16 protein-coding genes are annotated in these 18,298 nt (G+C 71.4%); 15 read left to right on the top strand and 1 reads right to left on the bottom strand.

The window, feature by feature from the left end:
* The first annotated feature begins 1,491 nt into the window (after nucleotides 1–1,491).
* The 15 genes from AB0O36_RS33800 to AB0O36_RS33730 all read left to right on the top strand — a co-directional run bounded on the left by AB0O36_RS33800 (nucleotide 1,492) and on the right by AB0O36_RS33730 (nucleotide 16,796).
* Complete coding sequence (locus tag AB0O36_RS33800; protein WP_365117008.1) at nucleotides 1,492–2,031, top strand: hypothetical protein; 540 nt, start codon at nucleotides 1,492–1,494, stop codon at nucleotides 2,029–2,031.
* A gap of 300 nt (nucleotides 2,032–2,331) precedes the next feature.
* A complete protein-coding gene (gene pdxS / locus AB0O36_RS33795; RefSeq protein ID WP_365117007.1) occupies nucleotides 2,332–3,243 on the top strand; it encodes a pyridoxal 5'-phosphate synthase lyase subunit PdxS in 912 nt (303 codons plus the stop codon).
* Nucleotides 3,244–3,256: 13 nt separating this feature from the next.
* Entirely contained in the window at nucleotides 3,257–3,850 is a 594-nt protein-coding gene (pdxT, locus tag AB0O36_RS33790) for a pyridoxal 5'-phosphate synthase glutaminase subunit PdxT (RefSeq protein WP_365117005.1), read from the top strand.
* Between the two features lie 57 nt (nucleotides 3,851–3,907).
* Nucleotides 3,908–4,660, top strand: coding sequence for a YebC/PmpR family DNA-binding transcriptional regulator (locus tag AB0O36_RS33785; RefSeq protein WP_365117003.1), 753 nt, complete (start codon nucleotides 3,908–3,910; stop codon nucleotides 4,658–4,660).
* A 119-nt stretch (nucleotides 4,661–4,779) separates the two neighbouring features.
* Nucleotides 4,780–5,310, top strand: coding sequence for a crossover junction endodeoxyribonuclease RuvC (ruvC, locus tag AB0O36_RS33780; RefSeq protein ID WP_365117001.1), 531 nt, complete (start codon nucleotides 4,780–4,782; stop codon nucleotides 5,308–5,310).
* Nucleotides 5,307–5,936: a Holliday junction branch migration protein RuvA gene (gene ruvA / locus AB0O36_RS33775; RefSeq protein WP_365117000.1), complete on the top strand. Its 630-nt coding sequence runs from the start codon at nucleotides 5,307–5,309 to the stop codon at nucleotides 5,934–5,936. The genes ruvC and ruvA overlap by 4 nt, the downstream gene beginning before the upstream one ends.
* A 64-nt stretch (nucleotides 5,937–6,000) precedes the next feature.
* Nucleotides 6,001–7,062, top strand: a complete 1,062-nt coding sequence (ruvB, locus tag AB0O36_RS33770) for a Holliday junction branch migration DNA helicase RuvB (protein ID WP_365116998.1) — start codon at nucleotides 6,001–6,003, stop codon at nucleotides 7,060–7,062.
* A 164-nt stretch (nucleotides 7,063–7,226) separates the two neighbouring features.
* Nucleotides 7,227–7,685, top strand: a complete 459-nt coding sequence (gene yajC / locus AB0O36_RS33765) for a preprotein translocase subunit YajC (protein WP_365116996.1) — start codon at nucleotides 7,227–7,229, stop codon at nucleotides 7,683–7,685.
* Between the two features lie 156 nt (nucleotides 7,686–7,841).
* On the top strand, nucleotides 7,842–9,686 hold the full coding sequence (secD, locus tag AB0O36_RS33760) for a protein translocase subunit SecD (RefSeq protein ID WP_365116994.1): 1,845 nt from the start codon (nucleotides 7,842–7,844) through the stop codon (nucleotides 9,684–9,686).
* A 1-nt stretch (nucleotide 9,687) separates the two neighbouring features.
* Nucleotides 9,688–10,773: a protein translocase subunit SecF gene (gene secF / locus AB0O36_RS33755; protein WP_365116992.1), complete on the top strand. Its 1,086-nt coding sequence runs from the start codon at nucleotides 9,688–9,690 to the stop codon at nucleotides 10,771–10,773.
* Entirely contained in the window at nucleotides 10,770–11,333 is a 564-nt protein-coding gene (locus tag AB0O36_RS33750; protein ID WP_365116990.1) for an adenine phosphoribosyltransferase, read from the top strand. Before secF ends, AB0O36_RS33750 begins: the two co-directional genes overlap by 4 nt.
* A 242-nt stretch (nucleotides 11,334–11,575) precedes the next feature.
* Nucleotides 11,576–14,008 (top strand): bifunctional (p)ppGpp synthetase/guanosine-3',5'-bis(diphosphate) 3'-pyrophosphohydrolase, encoded by a 2,433-nt coding sequence (locus AB0O36_RS33745; RefSeq protein ID WP_365116989.1) that lies wholly within the window; start codon nucleotides 11,576–11,578, stop codon nucleotides 14,006–14,008.
* 44 nt (nucleotides 14,009–14,052) lie between these two features.
* On the top strand, nucleotides 14,053–15,288 hold the full coding sequence (locus tag AB0O36_RS33740) for a serine/threonine-protein kinase (protein ID WP_365116986.1): 1,236 nt from the start codon (nucleotides 14,053–14,055) through the stop codon (nucleotides 15,286–15,288).
* The gene (locus tag AB0O36_RS33735; RefSeq protein WP_365116985.1) at nucleotides 15,281–15,670 is read left to right on the top strand and encodes a hypothetical protein; all 390 of its coding nucleotides are present in this window, start codon (nucleotides 15,281–15,283) and stop codon (nucleotides 15,668–15,670) included. Before AB0O36_RS33740 ends, AB0O36_RS33735 begins: the two co-directional genes overlap by 8 nt.
* A complete protein-coding gene (locus AB0O36_RS33730; RefSeq protein WP_365116983.1) occupies nucleotides 15,654–16,796 on the top strand; it encodes a caspase family protein in 1,143 nt (380 codons plus the stop codon). The genes AB0O36_RS33735 and AB0O36_RS33730 overlap by 17 nt, the downstream gene beginning before the upstream one ends.
* Before the next feature lie 173 nt (nucleotides 16,797–16,969).
* Here AB0O36_RS33730 and AB0O36_RS33725 read toward each other — a convergent pair whose 3' ends face one another.
* On the bottom strand, nucleotides 16,970–18,199 hold the full coding sequence (locus AB0O36_RS33725; protein WP_365116981.1) for a DUF349 domain-containing protein: 1,230 nt from the start codon (nucleotides 18,197–18,199) through the stop codon (nucleotides 16,970–16,972).
* Nucleotides 18,200–18,298: the final 99 nt, after the last annotated feature.

Here is an 18,298-nt window from a genome sequence, read left to right as displayed (position 1 = left end):
CGATGGCCCTTTGGGCCACCCTTGACCCCGACGACCGTCACGGAACGACAAGGACTGTCGGGCGGCCCCCGGGGGAACGGCATGGGGGACCGAGGACCCATCGACTCTGGCGTTGGCGGGCACGAGCAGCAGCTCCGCTCGGCCAGCCGCCCTCCGGGCGGGACGCCAAATCGCAGTCGACGGGATGACTGCACGAAAACGACGCCCAGGGCGCGCCAGATCGCTACGTGCTCCTGTTTCTCAGCGGATCCGGCCCGTCAGGGGCCGGACACAAGCCGCCATCGATCGCTACGTGTGCATTCAGAGCATGGCGGCCGACAGGCCGTCCGTGGAGACGATCAGACGGGCGGGGGTGACCCGCCATCGATCGCTACGCGCTCCCGCCGGACCGCGAACGCCGGCCGCCTGATCCACCGGCCACCCGGCACCGGCCAGCCGCCGCCGGAGGCGGCAGACTGCATGAAACGACGGCCTGTTCGTCACCACGAGCGGTCAAGTGGCTGCCCGGTCTCACGCACTGCGTGCGTGCCTCCCACATCGGGTCTCAGAAGCCCCGCCTCGGGTCGGCTTGTCTGCCGCCATCCCGGCATCAGCACACAGCGATCACCTGCGTCATCTCCCCAGCCCCCGGAGCGCCGCATCCGCCGACAAACCGAAGCGAGTCGCGGTCGCCTGATCCGCCGTCTGCCATCTGACATGCACCAGCCCCATCGGCCTGCCGGCCGCCGAGACCGGCCCGAACCACGTAGCGATCGTGGGCGTCTGCCGCCCTCCGCAGGCACCAACCCCACAGGCTCGTCGGCCGCCGAGACGGCCCGGACCGCGTAGCGATCGATGGCGGCTTATGTACGGCCACCGGCAGGCCCAATTCGCCTTCCGGCAGGAGCACGTAGCGATCTGGGGCGCCCTGGACGCGCTGGTGTGCAGTCATCCCCTCAACCGCACTCTTGCTTCCGCCCGGAGGGCGGCTGGCCGAGCGACAGCCGCTGCCCGTGCCCGCCAACGCCAGAGCAGGTGTGGCCTTGGGTCCCTCCATGCCGTTCCCCCGGGGGCCGCCCGACAGTCCTTGTCGTTCCGGGGCCGTCAGGTCTGTCAAGGGTGGCCCAACGGGCCATCGCCCTCCGGGCGACGCGACGAAGGAGCGCCCTTGACAGGGCTGACGGACCCGGAATGACACTGGGACTGACGGGCAGCCCCCGGGCACCCCTGCGATTCCGTCCAGGCAACGCCCCGGCACACCCCCACCCACACCCCCACCCGCCGACCGGTCCCACTCGACAAGAGTCCGGTTGCTGCCCCGGCCCCGTCTGTCGGCTCATTCCGCCCGGGCGGAGTCCCGTTGCTGCCCCGACCCGCCTCCCCGCGTCGTCCGGCCCGTCCGCACGGTGCCGGGGGGCGGGTGGGCAGCCCCCGTCCCGCCCCGGTGGGGCTCGGGGGGTGGAGCGGGCCGCGGGGAGGTGCGTTCCGCATGACCCGCTAGAGTCGCTCGGCGTGATCGAAACGGTTGTGTGGATCGTCGTCGGGCTGGCTGTCGTCGGCGTGTACCTCAGTTGGACCGCCGGGCGGTTGGACCGGCTGCACGTGCGGATGGACGCGGCGCGGGCCGCGCTGGACGCCCAGCTCGTGCGGCGTGCGTCCGTGGCGGTGGAGGTGGCCACCTCCGGGGCCATGGACCCTGCCTCCTCCCTGGTGCTGTACGAGGCCGCGCACGCGGCGCGGCAGGCCGAGGAGGAGCAGCGGGAGGTTGCCGAGAGCGAGCTGAGCCAGGCCCTGCGGGCCGTGTTCGGGGACGCCTCGCAGGTGGAGGCGTTGCGGGAGGCGCCCGGGGGCGAGCAGGCGGCCGAGGAGCTGGGGGCGGCGGTGCGGCGGGTGCCGATGGCGCGGCGGTTCCACAACGACGCGGTGCGTGCCGCCCGCGCGCTGCGTACCCATCGGAAGGTCCGTTGGTTCAGACTGGCAGGGCACGCGCCGTTTCCGCTGGCGTTCGAGATGGACGACGAGCCGCCCGCCCTGCTGGCGGACCGGCCCTGATCGGGTGGTCGGCGGACCGGCTCCGTCAGAGCCGGCCCACCGGTCCTGACGGATCGGCCCACCGGCCCTGACAGGTCGGCCCACCGGCCCCGACCACCCGTCTGACCGGCCCCGACAAGCGGCCCCACCGGCCTCCCCGAGGCCACCCCACGCCCGCCCTAGCGCATCGCCCGGCCGGGGTTTTGTACCGGATGGCCAAGTCGGGAGGAGCCACCGGCTCCTTATTGGCCCTTGCAGTGGACTGGTCCCGGGCGGTTTGCTCGGCCGAGTAGATCCGTACCTTTCGAGTGAGGTCACCCCGTGAGCACGCTTTCCCCCACCCCGCAGACCCCTGAGACCGGCACGGCGCGCGTGAAGCGCGGCATGGCCGAGCAGCTCAAGGGCGGTGTGATCATGGACGTGGTCAACGCCGAGCAGGCGAAGATCGCCGAGGACGCCGGTGCCGTGGCCGTCATGGCCCTGGAGCGGGTGCCCGCCGACATCCGCAAGGACGGCGGCGTCGCGCGGATGTCCGACCCGAACATGATCGAGGAGATCATCGGCGCGGTCTCCATCCCGGTCATGGCGAAGTCCCGCATCGGCCACTTCGTCGAGGCGCAGGTCCTGCAGTCGCTGGGCGTCGACTACATCGACGAGTCCGAGGTCCTGACCCCGGCCGACGAGATCAACCACTCCGACAAGTGGGCCTTCACCACCCCGTTCGTGTGTGGCGCCACCAACCTGGGCGAGGCCCTGCGCCGCATCGCCGAGGGCGCGGCCATGATCCGCTCGAAGGGCGAGGCCGGCACCGGCAACGTCGTCGAGGCCGTCCGTCACCTGCGCCAGATCAAGAACGAGATCGCCAAGCTGCGCGGCTTCGACAACAACGAGCTGTTCGCCGCCGCCAAGGACCTGCGCGCCCCGTACGAGCTGGTCAAGGAAGTTGCCGAGCTCGGCAAGCTCCCGGTCGTGCTGTTCTCCGCCGGTGGTGTCGCCACCCCGGCCGATGCCGCGCTGATGCGTCAGCTCGGTGCCGAGGGCGTCTTCGTCGGCTCCGGCATCTTCAAGTCCGGCGACCCGGCCAAGCGTGCCGCCGCCATCGTGAAGGCCACCACCTTCTACGACGACCCGAAGGTCATCGCGGACGCCTCCCGCAACCTGGGCGAGGCCATGGTCGGCATCAACTGCGACACCCTGCCCGAGGCCGAGCGCTACGCCAACCGCGGCTGGTAAGGCAGTAACCCCGATGAGCAATCCCCCCGTGATAGGCGTCCTGGCCCTGCAGGGCGACGTACGGGAGCACCTGATCGCCCTGGCCGCGGCGGACGCCGTGGCCAGGCCGGTCCGGCGCCCCGAGGAGCTTGCCGAGGTCGACGCCCTGGTGATCCCGGGCGGCGAGTCCACGACCATGTCGAAGCTCGCGGTCCTGTTCGGGATGCTGGAGCCGCTCCGCGAGCGGGTCCGGGCCGGCATGCCGGTCTACGGCACCTGCGCCGGCATGATCATGCTCGCCGACAAGATCCTGGACGGCCGTGAGGACCAGGAGACGCTCGGCGGCATCGACATGATCGTGCGCCGTAACGCCTTCGGGCGACAGAACGAGTCCTTCGAGGCCCGGATCGAGTTCGCCGGCATCGAGGGCGGCCCGGTCGAGGGCGTGTTCATCCGTGCCCCCTGGGTCGAGTCGGTCGGCGCCTCCGCCGAGGTCCTCGCCGAGTACGACGGCCACACGGTCGCCGTCCGCCAGGGGAACGTCCTGGCGACCTCGTTCCACCCCGAACTCACCGGAGACGAGCGCGTGCACGCGTATTTCGTGGACATGGTGCGCGCAAGCGCCTGACCGCGTCCCGGTAGGATCGAGGCGAAACACTGTTGGTTACGCGAAGGAGACAGGCAGATGTCCGGCCACTCTAAATGGGCTACGACGAAGCACAAGAAGGCCGTGATCGACGCCAAGCGCGGCAAGCTCTTCGCGAAGCTGATCAAGAACATCGAGGTCGCGGCCCGTACGGGTGGCGCCGACCCGGACGGTAACCCGACCCTCTTCGACGCCATCCAGAAGGCCAAGAAGAGCTCGGTCCCGAACAAGAACATCGACTCCGCGGTCAAGCGCGGCGGCGGCCTCGAGGCCGGCGGCGTGGACTACGCGACGATCATGTACGAGGGCTACGGTCCGAACGGCGTCGCGGTGCTCATCGAGTGTCTCACCGACAACCGCAACCGCGCCGCGTCCGACGTGCGCGTGGCCATGACCCGCAACGGCGGCTCGATGGCCGACCCGGGCTCGGTCTCGTACCTGTTCAACCGCAAGGGCGTCGTCGTGCTGCCCAAGGGCGAGCTGTCCGAGGACGACGTCCTGGAGCACGTGCTCGACGCGGGCGCCGAGGAGGTCAACGACCTCGGTGAGCAGTTCGAGGTCATCAGCGAGGCCACCGACCTGATCGCGGTCCGTACCGCGCTCCAGGCGGCCGGCATCGACTACGACTCGGCCGAGTCCAGCTTCGTCCCGACCATGCAGGTCGAGCTCGACGAAGAGGGCGCGCGCAAGATGTTCAAGCTGATCGACGCGCTGGAGGACAGCGACGACGTGCAGAACGTCTTCGCGAACTTCGACGTCAGCGACGAGGTCATGGAGAAGGTCGACGCCTGATCCGCGGCCTTCCGCGCAGCGGGCCGACGGGGACACGCCCCCGTCGGCCCGCTGCGTTGTCAGACCTACCGGATAGCCTGCTCAAACGTGCGGGAACTGGTGAGCGAAGTGAGGTCGGTGTGCGCGTTCTGGGGGTGGACCCCGGTCTGACCCGGTGCGGTGTCGGTGTGGTCGAGGGAGTCGCGGGGCGTCCCCTGAAGATGCTCGGCGTGGGCGTCGTACGGACCCCCGCCGACGCGGACACCGGGATCCGGCTGGTGGGGATCGAGCGAGGCATCGAGCAGTGGCTGGAGGAGTTCCGGCCCGATCTGGTCGCCGTGGAGCGGGTGTTCAGCCAGCACAACGTACGGACCGTGATGGGGACCGCGCAGGCCAGTGCCGTCGCCATGCTGTGCGCCGCGCGCCGCGGCATACCGGTCGCGCTGCACACCCCCAGCGAGGTGAAGGCCGCCGTCACCGGCAGCGGCCGGGCCGACAAGGCGCAGGTCGGGGCCATGGTGACCCGGCTGCTGCGGCTGGACGCCCCGCCGAAGCCGGCCGATGCCGCCGACGCGCTCGCCCTCGCCATCTGCCACATCTGGCGGGCCCCCGCCCAGAACCGCCTGCAGCAGGCCGTAGCCCTGCACGCCTCGAAAGGCCGAAGCACATGATCGCCTTCGTCAGCGGCCCGGTCGCCGCGCTCGCCCCCACCAGCGCCGTGATCGAGGTGGGGGGCGTCGGCATGCTCGTCCACTGCACCCCCGCCACCCTGGCCGGCCTGCGGGCCGGCGAGGAGGCCAGGCTGGCCACCTCCCTGGTGGTCCGCGAGGACTCGCTCACCCTCTACGGCTTCGCCGAGGACGACGAGCGGCAGGTTTTTGAGCTGCTGCAGACCGCGAGCGGGGTCGGGCCGCGGCTCGCCCAGGCCATGCTCGGCGTGCACAGCCCCGACGCGCTGCGGACCGCCTTCGCCACCGGCGACGAGAAGGCGCTGACGGCGGTGCCGGGCATCGGCAAGAGGGGCGCGCAGAAGCTGCTGCTGGAGCTCAAGGACAAGCTGGGCGCCCCGTCGGTCACCGGCGGCCTGGTCGGCGCCCAGCGGGCCGCCTCCGGCCCGGCCCCCTGGACCGAGCAGCTCTCCGCCGCCCTCATCGGGCTCGGCTACGCCGCCCGCGAGGCGGAGGACGCCGTCACCGCCGTGTCCCCGCAGGCCGAGGCGGCCATCGCGGAGACCGGCTCGGCGCCGGTGCCGCAGCTCCTGAGGGCCGCCCTCCAGACCCTGAACCGGGCCCGCTAGACACGGTCCGGTCACCGGCCGGGACGCAACCGCACACACCGAGAAGGCACCGAGAAGGCACATCGTGAACTGGGACGACGAGACCACCGACGCGACGGGTGCGCGCCTGGTCGGCGCGGACGCCGACCGCGACGACAGCGCCGTCGAGGCGGCCCTGCGGCCGAAGGACCTCGACGAGTTCGTCGGCCAGGAGAAGGTCCGGCAGCAGCTCGACCTGGTCCTGAGGGCCGCCCGGCAGCGCGGCGCCACCGCCGACCACGTACTGCTCTCCGGCGCGCCCGGCCTCGGCAAGACCACGCTGTCGATGATCATCGCCGCGGAGATGGGCGCCCCGATCCGGATCACCTCGGGCCCGGCCATCCAGCACGCCGGCGACCTCGCCGCGATCCTCTCCTCCCTCCAGGAGGGCGAGGTGCTCTTCCTCGACGAGATCCACCGCATGTCCCGGCCCGCCGAGGAGATGCTGTACATGGCGATGGAGGACTTCCGGGTCGACGTGATCGTCGGCAAGGGCCCCGGTGCCACCGCCATCCCGCTGGAGCTGCCGCCCTTCACCCTGGTCGGCGCCACCACCCGGGCGGGCCTGCTGCCCCCGCCGCTCCGGGACCGCTTCGGCTTCACCGGCCACATGGAGTTCTACGCCCCCGAGGAGCTGCAGCGGGTCATCCACCGCTCGGCCCGCCTCCTCGACGTGGAGATCGAGTCCGACGGCGCCGCCGAGATCGCCGGCCGGTCCCGCGGCACCCCCCGCATCGCCAACCGGCTGCTCCGCCGGGTCCGGGACTACGCCCAGGTCAAGGTGGACGGCGTGATCACGCGCGAGGTGGCCGCCACCGCGCTCCAGGTCTACGAGGTGGACGCGCGCGGCCTGGACCGGCTGGACCGGGCCGTCCTGGAGGCGCTGCTGAAGCTGTTCGGCGGCGGTCCCGTCGGCCTGTCCACCCTCGCGGTCGCGGTGGGGGAGGAGCGGGAGACGGTGGAGGAGGTCGCCGAGCCCTTCCTGGTCCGGGAGGGCCTGCTCGCCCGGACGCCGAGGGGGCGGGTCGCCACCCCGGCCGCGTGGGCCCATCTGGGACTCGTGCCCCCCGGGGCGCAGGCCGGACAGCAGGGGCTCTTCGGGGCATGACGGCGCGGAGGTTCGCCCCGGTTGGAACTGCGGTGCCATGCTGGGCGTTGTTCCATCGGTGCGGACTCGCCTAGACTCCGCCGATGCCGACCGTGCAGGTCGGTATACCCACCCCCGTAGAAAAGGCCGCCCTCCGGCGCGGTCGTGCGAAGGATCTTCGTCTCGTGAACCTCGTGACCTTCCTCCCGTTCATCGTGCTCATCGGGGCGATGTTCCTGATGACCCGCTCTGCCAAGAAGAAGCAGCAGGCGGCCAGCCAGATGCGGGACCAGTTGACCCCCGGTACCGGTGTCAGGACCATCGGCGGCATGTACGCCACGGTCAAGGAGATCGGTGACGACACGGTCACCCTTGAGGTGGCCCCCGGCGTGCACGCGATCTACGCGAAGAACGCCATCGGCGCCGTCCTGGAGGACGACGAGTACAACCGCATCGTCCACGGTGCCAGCGATGATCTGACCATCGACACGCCGGTCGTCCCGGACGACGCCTCCTCGCTGATCGACTCCACCGAGGACAAGACCGGGGCCAAGGACGCGGACAAGGACGCCGACGAGACCCCGAAGCTCGACCTGGGCAAGAAGGACGAGCCCAAGGGCGACGCCGAGGGCGGCACGAAGTAGCGCACCGGCGGGGGACCCCGCGCCGTCCGACCGGCGGCCGCGGCGGTCCCCCGACCAGACCCGTTTCGGCGGGGGGCAGGGGTCCCCACCACACATTTCGTGGCCGTCCGCGCGCTGACCGAGCGCGGGACGGTTGGACAGGGAGATACGACAAAGGTGGCAGCACCGAAGAAGGGCCGGCGGCCCACGGGGGCTCAGGGGAGGCCGGGGCGTGCCCTGGCGATCATCCTGATCGCGATGGTGGCGCTCACCGCGGGGATGTTCCTCTCCAAGCAGACGACTCCCCGGCTGGGCATCGACCTGGCCGGCGGTACGAGCATCACGCTCAAGGCCAAGAGCGAGCCCGGCAAGCCGAACGCGATCAACGAGACCAACATGAACACGGCGGTCGGGATCATCGAGCGCCGCGTCAACGGTCTCGGCGTCTCCGAGGCCGAGGTCCAGACGCAGGGCCGCGACCACATCATCGTGAACATCCCCAAGGGATCGAACGAGAAGCAGGCCCGCGAGCAGGTCGGTACCACCGCCCAGCTGTACTTCCGCCCGGTCCTGGCCTACCAGGACATGGGCACGGCCCAGCAGCCGATGCCCACGGCGAACCCCTCCGGCACCCCGAGCGGCTCCCCGAGCCCGTCCGGCAGCGCCTCGGCTTCTCCGAAGGCCGGTGACAACAAGGGCAAGTCCAGCCCGTCGGCCACGCCGTCGTCCAGCGCCACTTCGCAGGGCCGTGCCCTGACCGAGGGCCTCAAGGCCCCCGGCACGCCCACGCCGACCCCGTCGGCGGGCCAGTCGAAGAAGGCAGACGACAACAAGGCGACCGGCTCCCCCGCCCCGACGCCGAGCGGCTCCGCCCCGGCGCCGAACCCCTCCGCCCCGGCGGGCGGCGACGCGGGCGTCGCGGCCCTGCAGGCCAAGTTCGCCGCCCTGGACTGCACCAAGGAGGACCAGCGGGCCACCGTCGGCAAGGACGCCAAGCCGACCGACCCCACCCTGGCCTGCGGCAAGCGCGGCGACAGCTGGGGCAAGTGGATCCTGGGCCCGGCCGGTGTCGAGGGCAAGGACGTGACCGAGGCCAAGGGCATCCTGGACTCGCAGCGCGGTGCCTGGATCGTCACGATGAAGTTCAACAACAAGGGCTCCGACAAGTTCGCGAAGATCACCGGTCAGCTGGCCGCCCAGGCCCCGCCGATGAACCAGTTCGCGATCGTGCTCGACGGCGAGGTCGTCTCCGACCCGTCGGTGAGCCAGGCCCTGGCCGGCGGCAGCGCCGAGATCTCCGGCGGCTTCACCCAGCAGTCCGCGCAGGACCTGGGCAACATGCTCTCGTACGGCGCCCTGCCCCTGTCCTTCCAGGAGGACAGCGTCACCACCGTCACCTCGGCGCTCGGCAGCGAGCAGCTGAAGGCCGGCCTCATCGCCGGTGCCATCGGCCTCGCCCTCGTCGTGATCTACCTGCTGGTGTACTACCGCGGGCTGTCGCTGATCGCGGTCGCCTCGCTGCTGGTCTCCGCGATCCTCACGTACTCGATCATGGCGCTGCTCGGGAAGGGCATCGGCTTCGCGCTGAACCTCCCCGCAGTCTGTGGTGCGATCGTCGCGATCGGTATCACCGCCGACTCGTTCATCGTGTACTTCGAGCGCATCCGTGACGAGATCCGCGAGGGCCGCTCGCTGCAGTCCTCCGTGGAGCGGGCCTGGCCGCGCGCCCGGCGCACCATCCTGGTCTCCGACTTCGTGTCGTTCCTCGCGGCGGCCGTGCTGTTCATCGTCACCGTCGGCAAGGTGCAGGGCTTCGCCTTCACCCTGGGTCTGACCACCCTGCTCGACGTGGTCGTGGTGTTCCTCTTCACCAAGCCGATCATGACGCTGTTCGCGCGGACGAAGTTCTTCGCCTCCGGGCACCCGTGGTCCGGACTGGACCCGAAGCGGCTCGGCGCCAAGCCGCCGCTGCGCCGGTCCCGCCGCACCACCTCCGCCCCCGTCGACGTTAAGGAGGCGTGAGATGTCGAAGCTCGGAGATCTCGGCGCCAAGCTGTACCGCGGTGAGGTCGGGTACGACTTCGTCGGCAAGCGATTCGTCTGGTACGGCGTTTCCGTTCTGATCACCATCACGGCGATCGTGGCCCTGGCCGTGCAGGGCCTCAACATGGGCATCGAGTTCAAGGGCGGTGCCGTCTTCACCACCCCGAAGACGACCGTGTCCGTGGCCAAGGCCACCGAGGAGGCCGAGGCGGCGTCCGGACACGACGCCATCGTCCAGAAGCTCGGCACCGGCGGCCTCCGGATCCAGATCTCCGGTCTGGACACGGACGCCGCGGCCGGCGTGAAGAAGCAGCTCGCGACCGAGCTCAAGGTCACCGAGCAGGACATCAACGCCGACCTGGTCGGCCCCAGCTGGGGCGAGCAGATCGCCAACAAGGCGTGGACCGGCCTCGGCGTGTTCATGGTCCTCGTGGTGATCTACCTGGCGATCGCCTTCGAATGGCGGATGGCCGTGGCCGCGCTCATCGCGCTCATCCACGACCTCACCATCACCGTCGGCATCTACGCCCTGGTCGGCTTCGAGGTCACCCCCGGTACGGTCATCGGCCTGCTGACCATCCTCGGCTACTCGCTGTACGACACCGTCGTGGTGTTCGACGGCCTCAAGGAGTCGACGAAGGACATCACCAAGCAGAGCCGCTTCACCTACGGCGAGCTGGCCAACAAGAGCATCAACGGCACCCTCGTCCGGTCCATCAACACCACCGTGGTGGCGCTGCTGCCGGTCGCCGGCCTGCTGTTCATCGGCGGCGGCGTGCTGGGCGCGGGCATGCTGAACGACATCTCGCTGTCGCTGTTCGTCGGCCTCGCGGCCGGTGCGTACTCCTCGATCTTCATCGCGACCCCGCTGGTCGTGGACCTCCGCGAGCGCGAGCCGGCGATGAAGGCACTGAAGAAGCGGGTGCTCGCCAAGCGGGCCGCGGCCGCCGCGAAGGGCGAGTCCGCGGACCTCGACCCGGCCGACGGCGACGACGGCCCCGAGGTGGTCGCGCAGGGCCGGACCGCGGGCCGTACGCAGGGCCGTACGACGGGCCGCCGCCGGTGACCGGGCGCCCCGGACCGGTCGCGGACGAGGTGCGCGAGCTGCTGCTCAGCCGGATCACGGACGTGCCGGACTACCCGAAGCCGGGCGTGATGTTCAAGGACATCACCCCGCTGCTCGCGGACCCGGAGGCGTTCACGGCGCTGACCGAGGTCCTGTCGGGGCTCGCGGTGGCCTGCGGGGCGACGAAGATCGTCGGCCTGGAGGCCCGCGGCTTCATCCTCGCGGCGCCGGTGGCGGTCCACTCGGGCATCGGCTTCGTCCCGGTCCGCAAGGCCGGGAAGCTGCCGGGGGCGACGCTGGCCCAGTCGTACGAGCTGGAGTACGGCACGGCGGAGATCGAGATCCACGCCGAGGCCCTCGCGGCCGAGGACCGGGTGCTCGTGATCGACGACGTACTGGCCACCGGCGGCACCGCCGAAGCCTCTCTGGAGCTGATCCGGCGGGCCGGGGCACAGGTCGCGGGCGTGGCGGTGCTCATGGAGCTGTCGTTCCTGCCCGGCCGGGTGCGCCTGGAGCGCGCCCTGGCCGGTGCCCCGCTGGACGCGCTGATCGTGGTCTAGCACGTACGGCCCAGGCCGGACCGGACTGACCGGAGCGGCGGTTTCCCCCGAACGGAGGAAGCCGCCGCTCCGTCGTTCCCGGCCCCTTTCCGCGCGGGCGGAGGGCCTGGAGGGCGGGGGTCCGCATGGCGGCCGGAGGGAACGGCTGTCGGCGCGGCTCGCTACCATGGGTTGTCCGGACCTGACCGGGGCCCCGGATCCTCCCCCGGACTCCGTCCGCGGGGACCCCCAGAGGAGCGCTCTTGCCAGACGAGGTCCAGCCCATCTCCGCCGCGCAGCCCGACCCGAAGGCCGAGCCGCCCCAGGCGGCCGCAGCCGAGCCCAAGCCGGCCCCGCCCGCCGTGCCGTCCCGCTCCGCGCCGCTGAAGCCCGCCGGGTCCTCCAACCGTGTGCGCGCCCGGCTGGCCCGTCTCGGCGTCCAGCGTTCGAGCCCGTACAACCCGGTGCTGGAACCCCTGCTCCGCATAGTCCGCAGCAACGACCCCAAGATCGAGACGGCCACGCTCCGCCAGATCGAGCAGGCGTACCAGGTCGCGGAGCGCTGGCACCGCGGCCAGAAGCGCAAGAGCGGCGACCCGTACATCACCCACCCGCTCGCGGTGACCACCATCCTCGCCGAGCTCGGCATGGACCCGGCCACCCTGATGGCCGGGCTGCTGCACGACACCGTCGAGGACACCGAGTACGGGCTGGAACAGCTCCGCCGGGACTTCGGCGACGCCGTCGCCCTGCTCGTCGACGGCGTCACCAAGCTGGACAAGGTCAAGTTCGGCGAGGCCGCGCAGGCCGAGACCGTCCGCAAGATGGTCGTGGCCATGGCGAAGGACCCCCGGGTCCTGGTCATCAAGCTGGCCGACCGCCTGCACAACATGCGCACCATGCGCTACCTCAAGCGGGAGAAGCAGGAGAAGAAGGCCCGCGAGACCCTCGAGATCTACGCGCCGCTGGCCCACCGCCTCGGCATGAACACGATCAAGTGGGAGCTGGAGGACCTCGCCTTCGCGATCCTCTACCCGAAGATGTACGACGAGATCGTCCGCCTCGTCGCCGAGCGCGCGCCCAAGCGCGACGAGTACCTGGCCGTCGTCACCGACGAGGTGATGGTCGACCTGCGCGCCGCCCGGATCAAGGCCACCGTCACCGGCCGCCCCAAGCACTACTACAGCGTCTACCAGAAGATGATCGTGCGGGGCCGCGACTTCGCCGAGATCTACGACCTGGTGGGCATCCGCGTCCTGGTGGACACCGTCCGCGACTGCTACGCGGCGCTCGGCACCGTCCACGCGCGATGGAACCCGGTCCCCGGCCGGTTCAAGGACTACATCGCGATGCCCAAGTTCAACATGTACCAGTCGCTCCACACGACGGTCATCGGGCCCAGCGGCAAGCCGGTCGAGCTGCAGATCCGCACCTTCGACATGCACCGCCGCGCCGAGTACGGCATCGCCGCGCACTGGAAGTACAAGCAGGAGACCGTCGCCGGCAGCTCCAAGATCCGCACGGACGTCCCCAAGGCCGCCAAGGGCAGCGCCGGCCAGGACACCGTCAACGACATGGCCTGGCTGCGCCAGCTCCTGGACTGGCAGAAGGAGACCGAGGACCCGGGCGAGTTCCTGGAGTCCCTGCGCTTCGACCTCTCCCGCCACGAGGTCTTCGTCTTCACCCCCAAGGGCGACGTCATCGCGCTGCCCGCCGGCGCCACCCCGGTCGACTTCGCCTTCGCCGTGCACACCGAGGTCGGGTACCGGACCATAGGGGCCCGGGTCAACGGCCGCCTGGTGCCGCTCGAATCCACCCTGGACAACGGCGACCTCGTCGAGGTCTTCACCTCCAAGGCGGAGGGCGCGGGCCCGTCCCGCGACTGGCTGGGATTCGTCAAGTCCCCGCGCGCCCGCAACAAGATCCGCGCCTGGTTCTCCAAGGAACGCCGGGACGAGGCCATCGAGCAGGGCAAGGACTCCATCGCGCGGGCCATGCGCAAGCAGAACCTGCCGATCCAGCGGATCCTGACGGGCGACTCCCTGGTCACCCTCGCGCACGAGATGCGCTATCCGGACATCTCCTCCCTCTACGCCGCCATCGGCGAGGGCCACGTCTCCGCACAGGCCGTGGTCCAGAAGCTGGTGCAGGCGCTGGGCGGCGAGGAGGCCGCGGGCGAGGAGATCGAGGAGAGCGTCCCGCCGTCGCGCAGCCGCGGCAAGCGGCGCGGCAGCACCGACCCGGGCGTGATGGTCAAGGGCGTCGAGGACGTGTGGGTGAAGCTGGCCCGCTGCTGCACCCCGGTGCCCGGCGACCCGATCATCGGCTTCGTCACCCGCGGCAGCGGCGTCTCCGTCCACCGTGCCGACTGCGTCAACGTGGACTCCCTGTCCCAGCAGCCGGAACGCATCCTGGAGGTCGAGTGGGCGCCCACCCAGTCCTCCGTCTTCCTGGTCGCCATCCAGGTCGAGGCGCTGGACCGGTCCCGCCTGCTGTCGGACGTCACCCGCGTCCTCTCCGACCAGCACGTCAACATCCTGTCCGCGGCCGTCCAGACCTCCCGCGACCGCGTCGCCACCTCCCGCTTCACCTTCGAGATGGGCGACCCCAAGCACCTGGGCCACGTCCTGAAGGCCGTTCGGGGTGTGGAGGGCGTCTACGACGTCTACCGTGTGACTTCTGCGAGGAGACCGTGACGAGGGCCTGACCCGGCCCCGACCGTCCGTTCCGGGGGGAGCGCGTGGCGCCGAACGACCTGTTCCCGCGTGGGCTCGGCCGACGCTACGAGCCGCTACGGGTGATCGGCCGGGGCGGCATGGGGGTGGTCTTCGCCGCGGAGGACCTCAGGCTGGAACGGATGGTCGCGGTCAAGGTCCTGACCCGGCAGGAGGGGCTGGGCGAGAAGGCCGCCCAGCGCTTCCGGGACGAGGCGATCGCGCTCGCACGCATCAGCCACCCCTGCGTGGTCGCCGTGCACGACGCCGGTATGGACGACTCCGTCCCCTACCTGGTGATGGAGCTCCTCGACGGAGAGGACCTGGCCGACCTCGTCGCCGGGCACGGCCCGCTGTCGGTGGACCGGGCCTGCCGGGTGGCCGTCGACATGCTCACCGGACTCGGCGCGGCGCACGCCAGCGGTGTTCTCCACCGGGACGTGAAACCGCAGAACGTGCGGATCACCCGGCGCGGTGTGGTCCTGTACGACTTCGGCCTGGCCAAGCTGGCGGACGACTCCAGCGACACCGCCGGCGGCGGAATCGTCGGCACTCCCGACTACCTCGCACCCGAGCGCGTCCAGGGGAGCCGGGCATCGCCGGCGTCCGACCTGTACGGGGTCGGCGTCTGCCTGCGCTTCATGCTCACCGGGCGTCGGCCGGTGGAGGCGGAGGACGACCATCCGATCGCCACCGTGTACCGCATCGCGCGTGGCCTGCCCTCGCTGAGGGAGACGGGGCTGAGCCTGCCGGAGGGGTTCGCCGACGTCGTCGACAGCCTCTGCGCCCTGGCGCCCCGCGACCGGCCGGCGGATACCGGAGAGGCCGTCCGGCTGCTCTCGCCCTGGGCGGCCGAGCCCGGCACGGTGCCCGAGGCCCCCTTCGTCCCGCGACAGGCCGACCCCGACCCGGAATGGCGGCCCCCGCACGGAGACCTGTCCAGGACCGTGGAACCGGTCCCGCTGGGGGCGGTCACCCGGCGGCTGGTCCGCAGCCGCATGACAGAGCCCTCCGCGCTGGCCCGCCAGCGGGAGGCCGTCGCACTGGTGCTGCGAGGGGACGTCCGCGAGGCGGCCGACATCCTCGACGGAGTGCTTCCCTACTGCCGGGAGAACCTGGGAGCGGCCCACCCGACCACCCTGGCCTGCCAGTACTGGCAGGCCGTATGCCTGAGCCGGCTCGGCGAATCCGCCGCGGCCGTGGAACTGTTCGCGCAGATCAGCAACCGCATCGGTGCGGCGAGGAGCGAGAAGCATGCCTGAAGTCGAGTTACGCCTCCGGGGAGCCCGGGTGACGGAGGAAGGAGCGGAGGAGGACCTGCGCTCCCTCCTGGCCTGGCTGACCGAGGACGAGGGCACCGGGAGCCGGATACGCGGCCGGATCACCGGAGACCAGCCGCTGCCGCCCGGCCACATGGGCACGGGCGCCTTCGACCTCGTTCAACTCGCCGTCGGCAGCGGCCTGTCCATGGCGTCCCTGGTCTTCACCATCCTCCAGTGGCAGGCCGCACGGCGCCGGCCGCCCGAAGTCAGCGTGCGCTGCGGACCGTACGAGATCCGGCTCACCGGATCCGAGGCCACGGACCCCGAGACGCTGGGCAGAATCGTGGCCGCCCTCGGCGGGGACGATGACGGGAGTTCCTGACCCCGGGGCGTCCCGTGCCGTGCTGATCGGCAGCGCCGGCTACCGGCACCTACCCGCCCTGCCGCCGGTCGCGGCGAACCTGGAGGACCTGGCCGCCGAACTCGCCGACGCTACCGTGTGGGGGCTGCCCGGACAGCACCTCACGGTCGTCACCGACCCCGAGCATCCCGCCGACCTCCTCGACCCCGTCCACCAGGCAGGAGAGGAAGCGACCGACACCCTGCTGGTGTACTTCGCCGGCCACGGCATGCGGGACTCCGACTCTGCCGACTTGTACCTGGCTCTGCACGGTTCCCGGCAGAACCTCGGCTATACCGCCGTGGCCTACCAGCATCTGCGCTCCGCCGTGCGCAGCGCACGTGCGGCCCGCAAGGTGGTGATTCTGGACTGCTGCTTCAGCGGACGGGCCGCCCGCGTGCTGTCCGCCGACGACTCCGACGGACTCGCCGCCCAGGCCGCCGTACAGGGTGCCTACGTGCTGACCGCGTCCCCCGGCGACCGGGTGGCGCTGGCTCCGGACGGCGAGCGGCACACCGCTTTCACCGGGGAGCTGCTCACGGTGTTGCGGGACGGCATCCAGGAGGGGCCCGAGCTGATCGACCTGGACACCCTGTTCCGCAGCCTGGAGTCCCGGCTGCGGGCCAAGAACCGTCCGCTGCCCCGGAAGGCAGAGGAGAACGGGGTCGGGCGGCTGCACCTCGTGCGCAACCGCGCCTGTTCCCCCGGCGGGGCTCCGGCGGGTCCGGTGAGCCGCGAGGACCTGCAGTCGGCCATGGGCGGGGCAGGGCTGGCGCTGGCCCGGAGACTGCGGGCGGCCGGCCGGACCCGCGACGCGCTGCCCGTACTGCGACTGGTCCTCAACGAGCGGTCGGCCGCGGGCGCGGGTGATCTTCTGGCGGTCCAGCTCGAACTGTCCGACATGCTGGCGGAGACCGGTCAGCTCGCCGAGGCCATCAGCGTGCTGGAGGAGGCGTTCGTCCAGGTGCACCGGTTCTACCGGCCGGAAGCCGTCCAGGTCTGCCGGTGGCTGGCGGGACTCCTCCAGGAGTCCGGCAACCACATCCACGCCTGCGAGGTGCTGGAACACGCACTCGGCCTGCTCGAGGACGGCAAGCGCGTCCCCTGACCGCGGACGGACAGCCGCGAGGGCCCGGTCCGGCAGAGCGGAGATCCGCACCGGAGCCCTGCGGCCTCGGCGGGGGACCACCGGGCCGGCCCCGGTGACGGTGGGCCGGGACGACGGAGGCCCGGCGGTGCGCAGGGCACTGCCGGGCCTCCGGAACCGACTGGGGCGGGGGATCAGCCGCCGAACTCCTCCAGGCCCTTCAGGGCCTGGTCGAGCAGGGCCTGGCGGCCCTCCAGCTCACGCGCCAGCTTGTCGGCCTTGGCGTTGTTGCCCGCCGCACGCGCCGCGTCGATCTGCTCGCGCAGCTTGTCGACGGCCGCCTGCAGCTGGCCCGTCAGGCCGGCCGCGCGGGCCCGCGCCTCCGGGTTCGTACGGCGCCACTCGGTCTCCTCGGCCTCCTGGATCGCGCGCTCCACCGCGTGCATCCGGCCCTCGACCTTCGGGCGGGAGTCCCGCGGGACGTGGCCGATGGCCTCCCAGCGCTCGTTGACGGAGCGGAACGCGGCCCGGGCCGCCTTCAGGTCCGTCACCGGGACGAGCTTCTCGGCCTCGTCGGCCAGCTCCTCCTTCAGCTTCAGGTTCTCCACCTGCTCGGCGTCCCGCTCGGCGAACACCTCGCCGCGCGCCGCGAAGAACACGTCCTGGGCGCCGCGGAAGCGGTTCCACAGGTCGTCCTCCGCCTCGCGCTGCGCCCGGCCGGCCGCCTTCCAGTCCGCCATCAGCTCGCGGTAGCGGGCCGCCGTCGTACCCCAGTCGGTCGACTTCGACAGGGCCTCGGCCTCCGCGACCAGCCGCTCCTTGACCTTGCGGGCGTCCTCGCGCTGCGCGTCCAGCGCGGCGAAGTGAGCCTTGCGGCGCTTGGAGAAGGCCGACCGGGCGTGCGAGAACCGGTGCCACAGTTCGTCGTCCGACTTGCGGTCCAGCCGGGGCAGGCCCTTCCAGGTGTCCACCAGCGCGCGCAGCCGCTCGCCGGCCGACCGCCACTGGTCGCTCTGGGCCAGCTGCTCGGCCTCGGTGACCAGGTCCTCCTTGGCCTTGCGGGCCTCGTCGGTCTGCTTGGCCTTGGCGACCTTGCGCTCCTCGCGGCGCGACTCCACGCTCGCGACCAGCTTGTCCAGCCGGGTGCGGAGCGCGTCGAGGTCACCCACCGCGTGGTGCTCGTCCACCTGATGCCTGATGTGGTCGATCGCGGTCTGCGCGTCCTTCGCGGACAGATCGGTGGTCCGCACCCGCCGTTCGAGGAGGCCGATCTCGACCACCAGGCCCTCGTACTTGCGCTCGAAGTAGGCCAGGGCCTCCTCGGGGGTGCCCGCCTGCCACGAACCGACGACCTTCTCGCCATCGGCGGTTCGCACGTACACGGTGCCCGTCTCGTCGACGCGGCCCCACGGGTCGCTGCTCACAGCGCCTCCTCCACCTGATGCCCGTACGGGGATCACCCCTCGGCATCGTCCACAGTTCCAGGGGGCGGGCAGCGCCCGCCCTGCACAACGCAAACATAG

It is taken from the genome of Streptomyces sp. NPDC089799, assembly GCF_040684755.1.
Taxonomy (GTDB): Bacteria; Actinomycetota; Actinomycetes; order Streptomycetales; family Streptomycetaceae; genus Streptomyces.
This window is presented reverse-complemented; position numbering and strand designations above follow the sequence as displayed.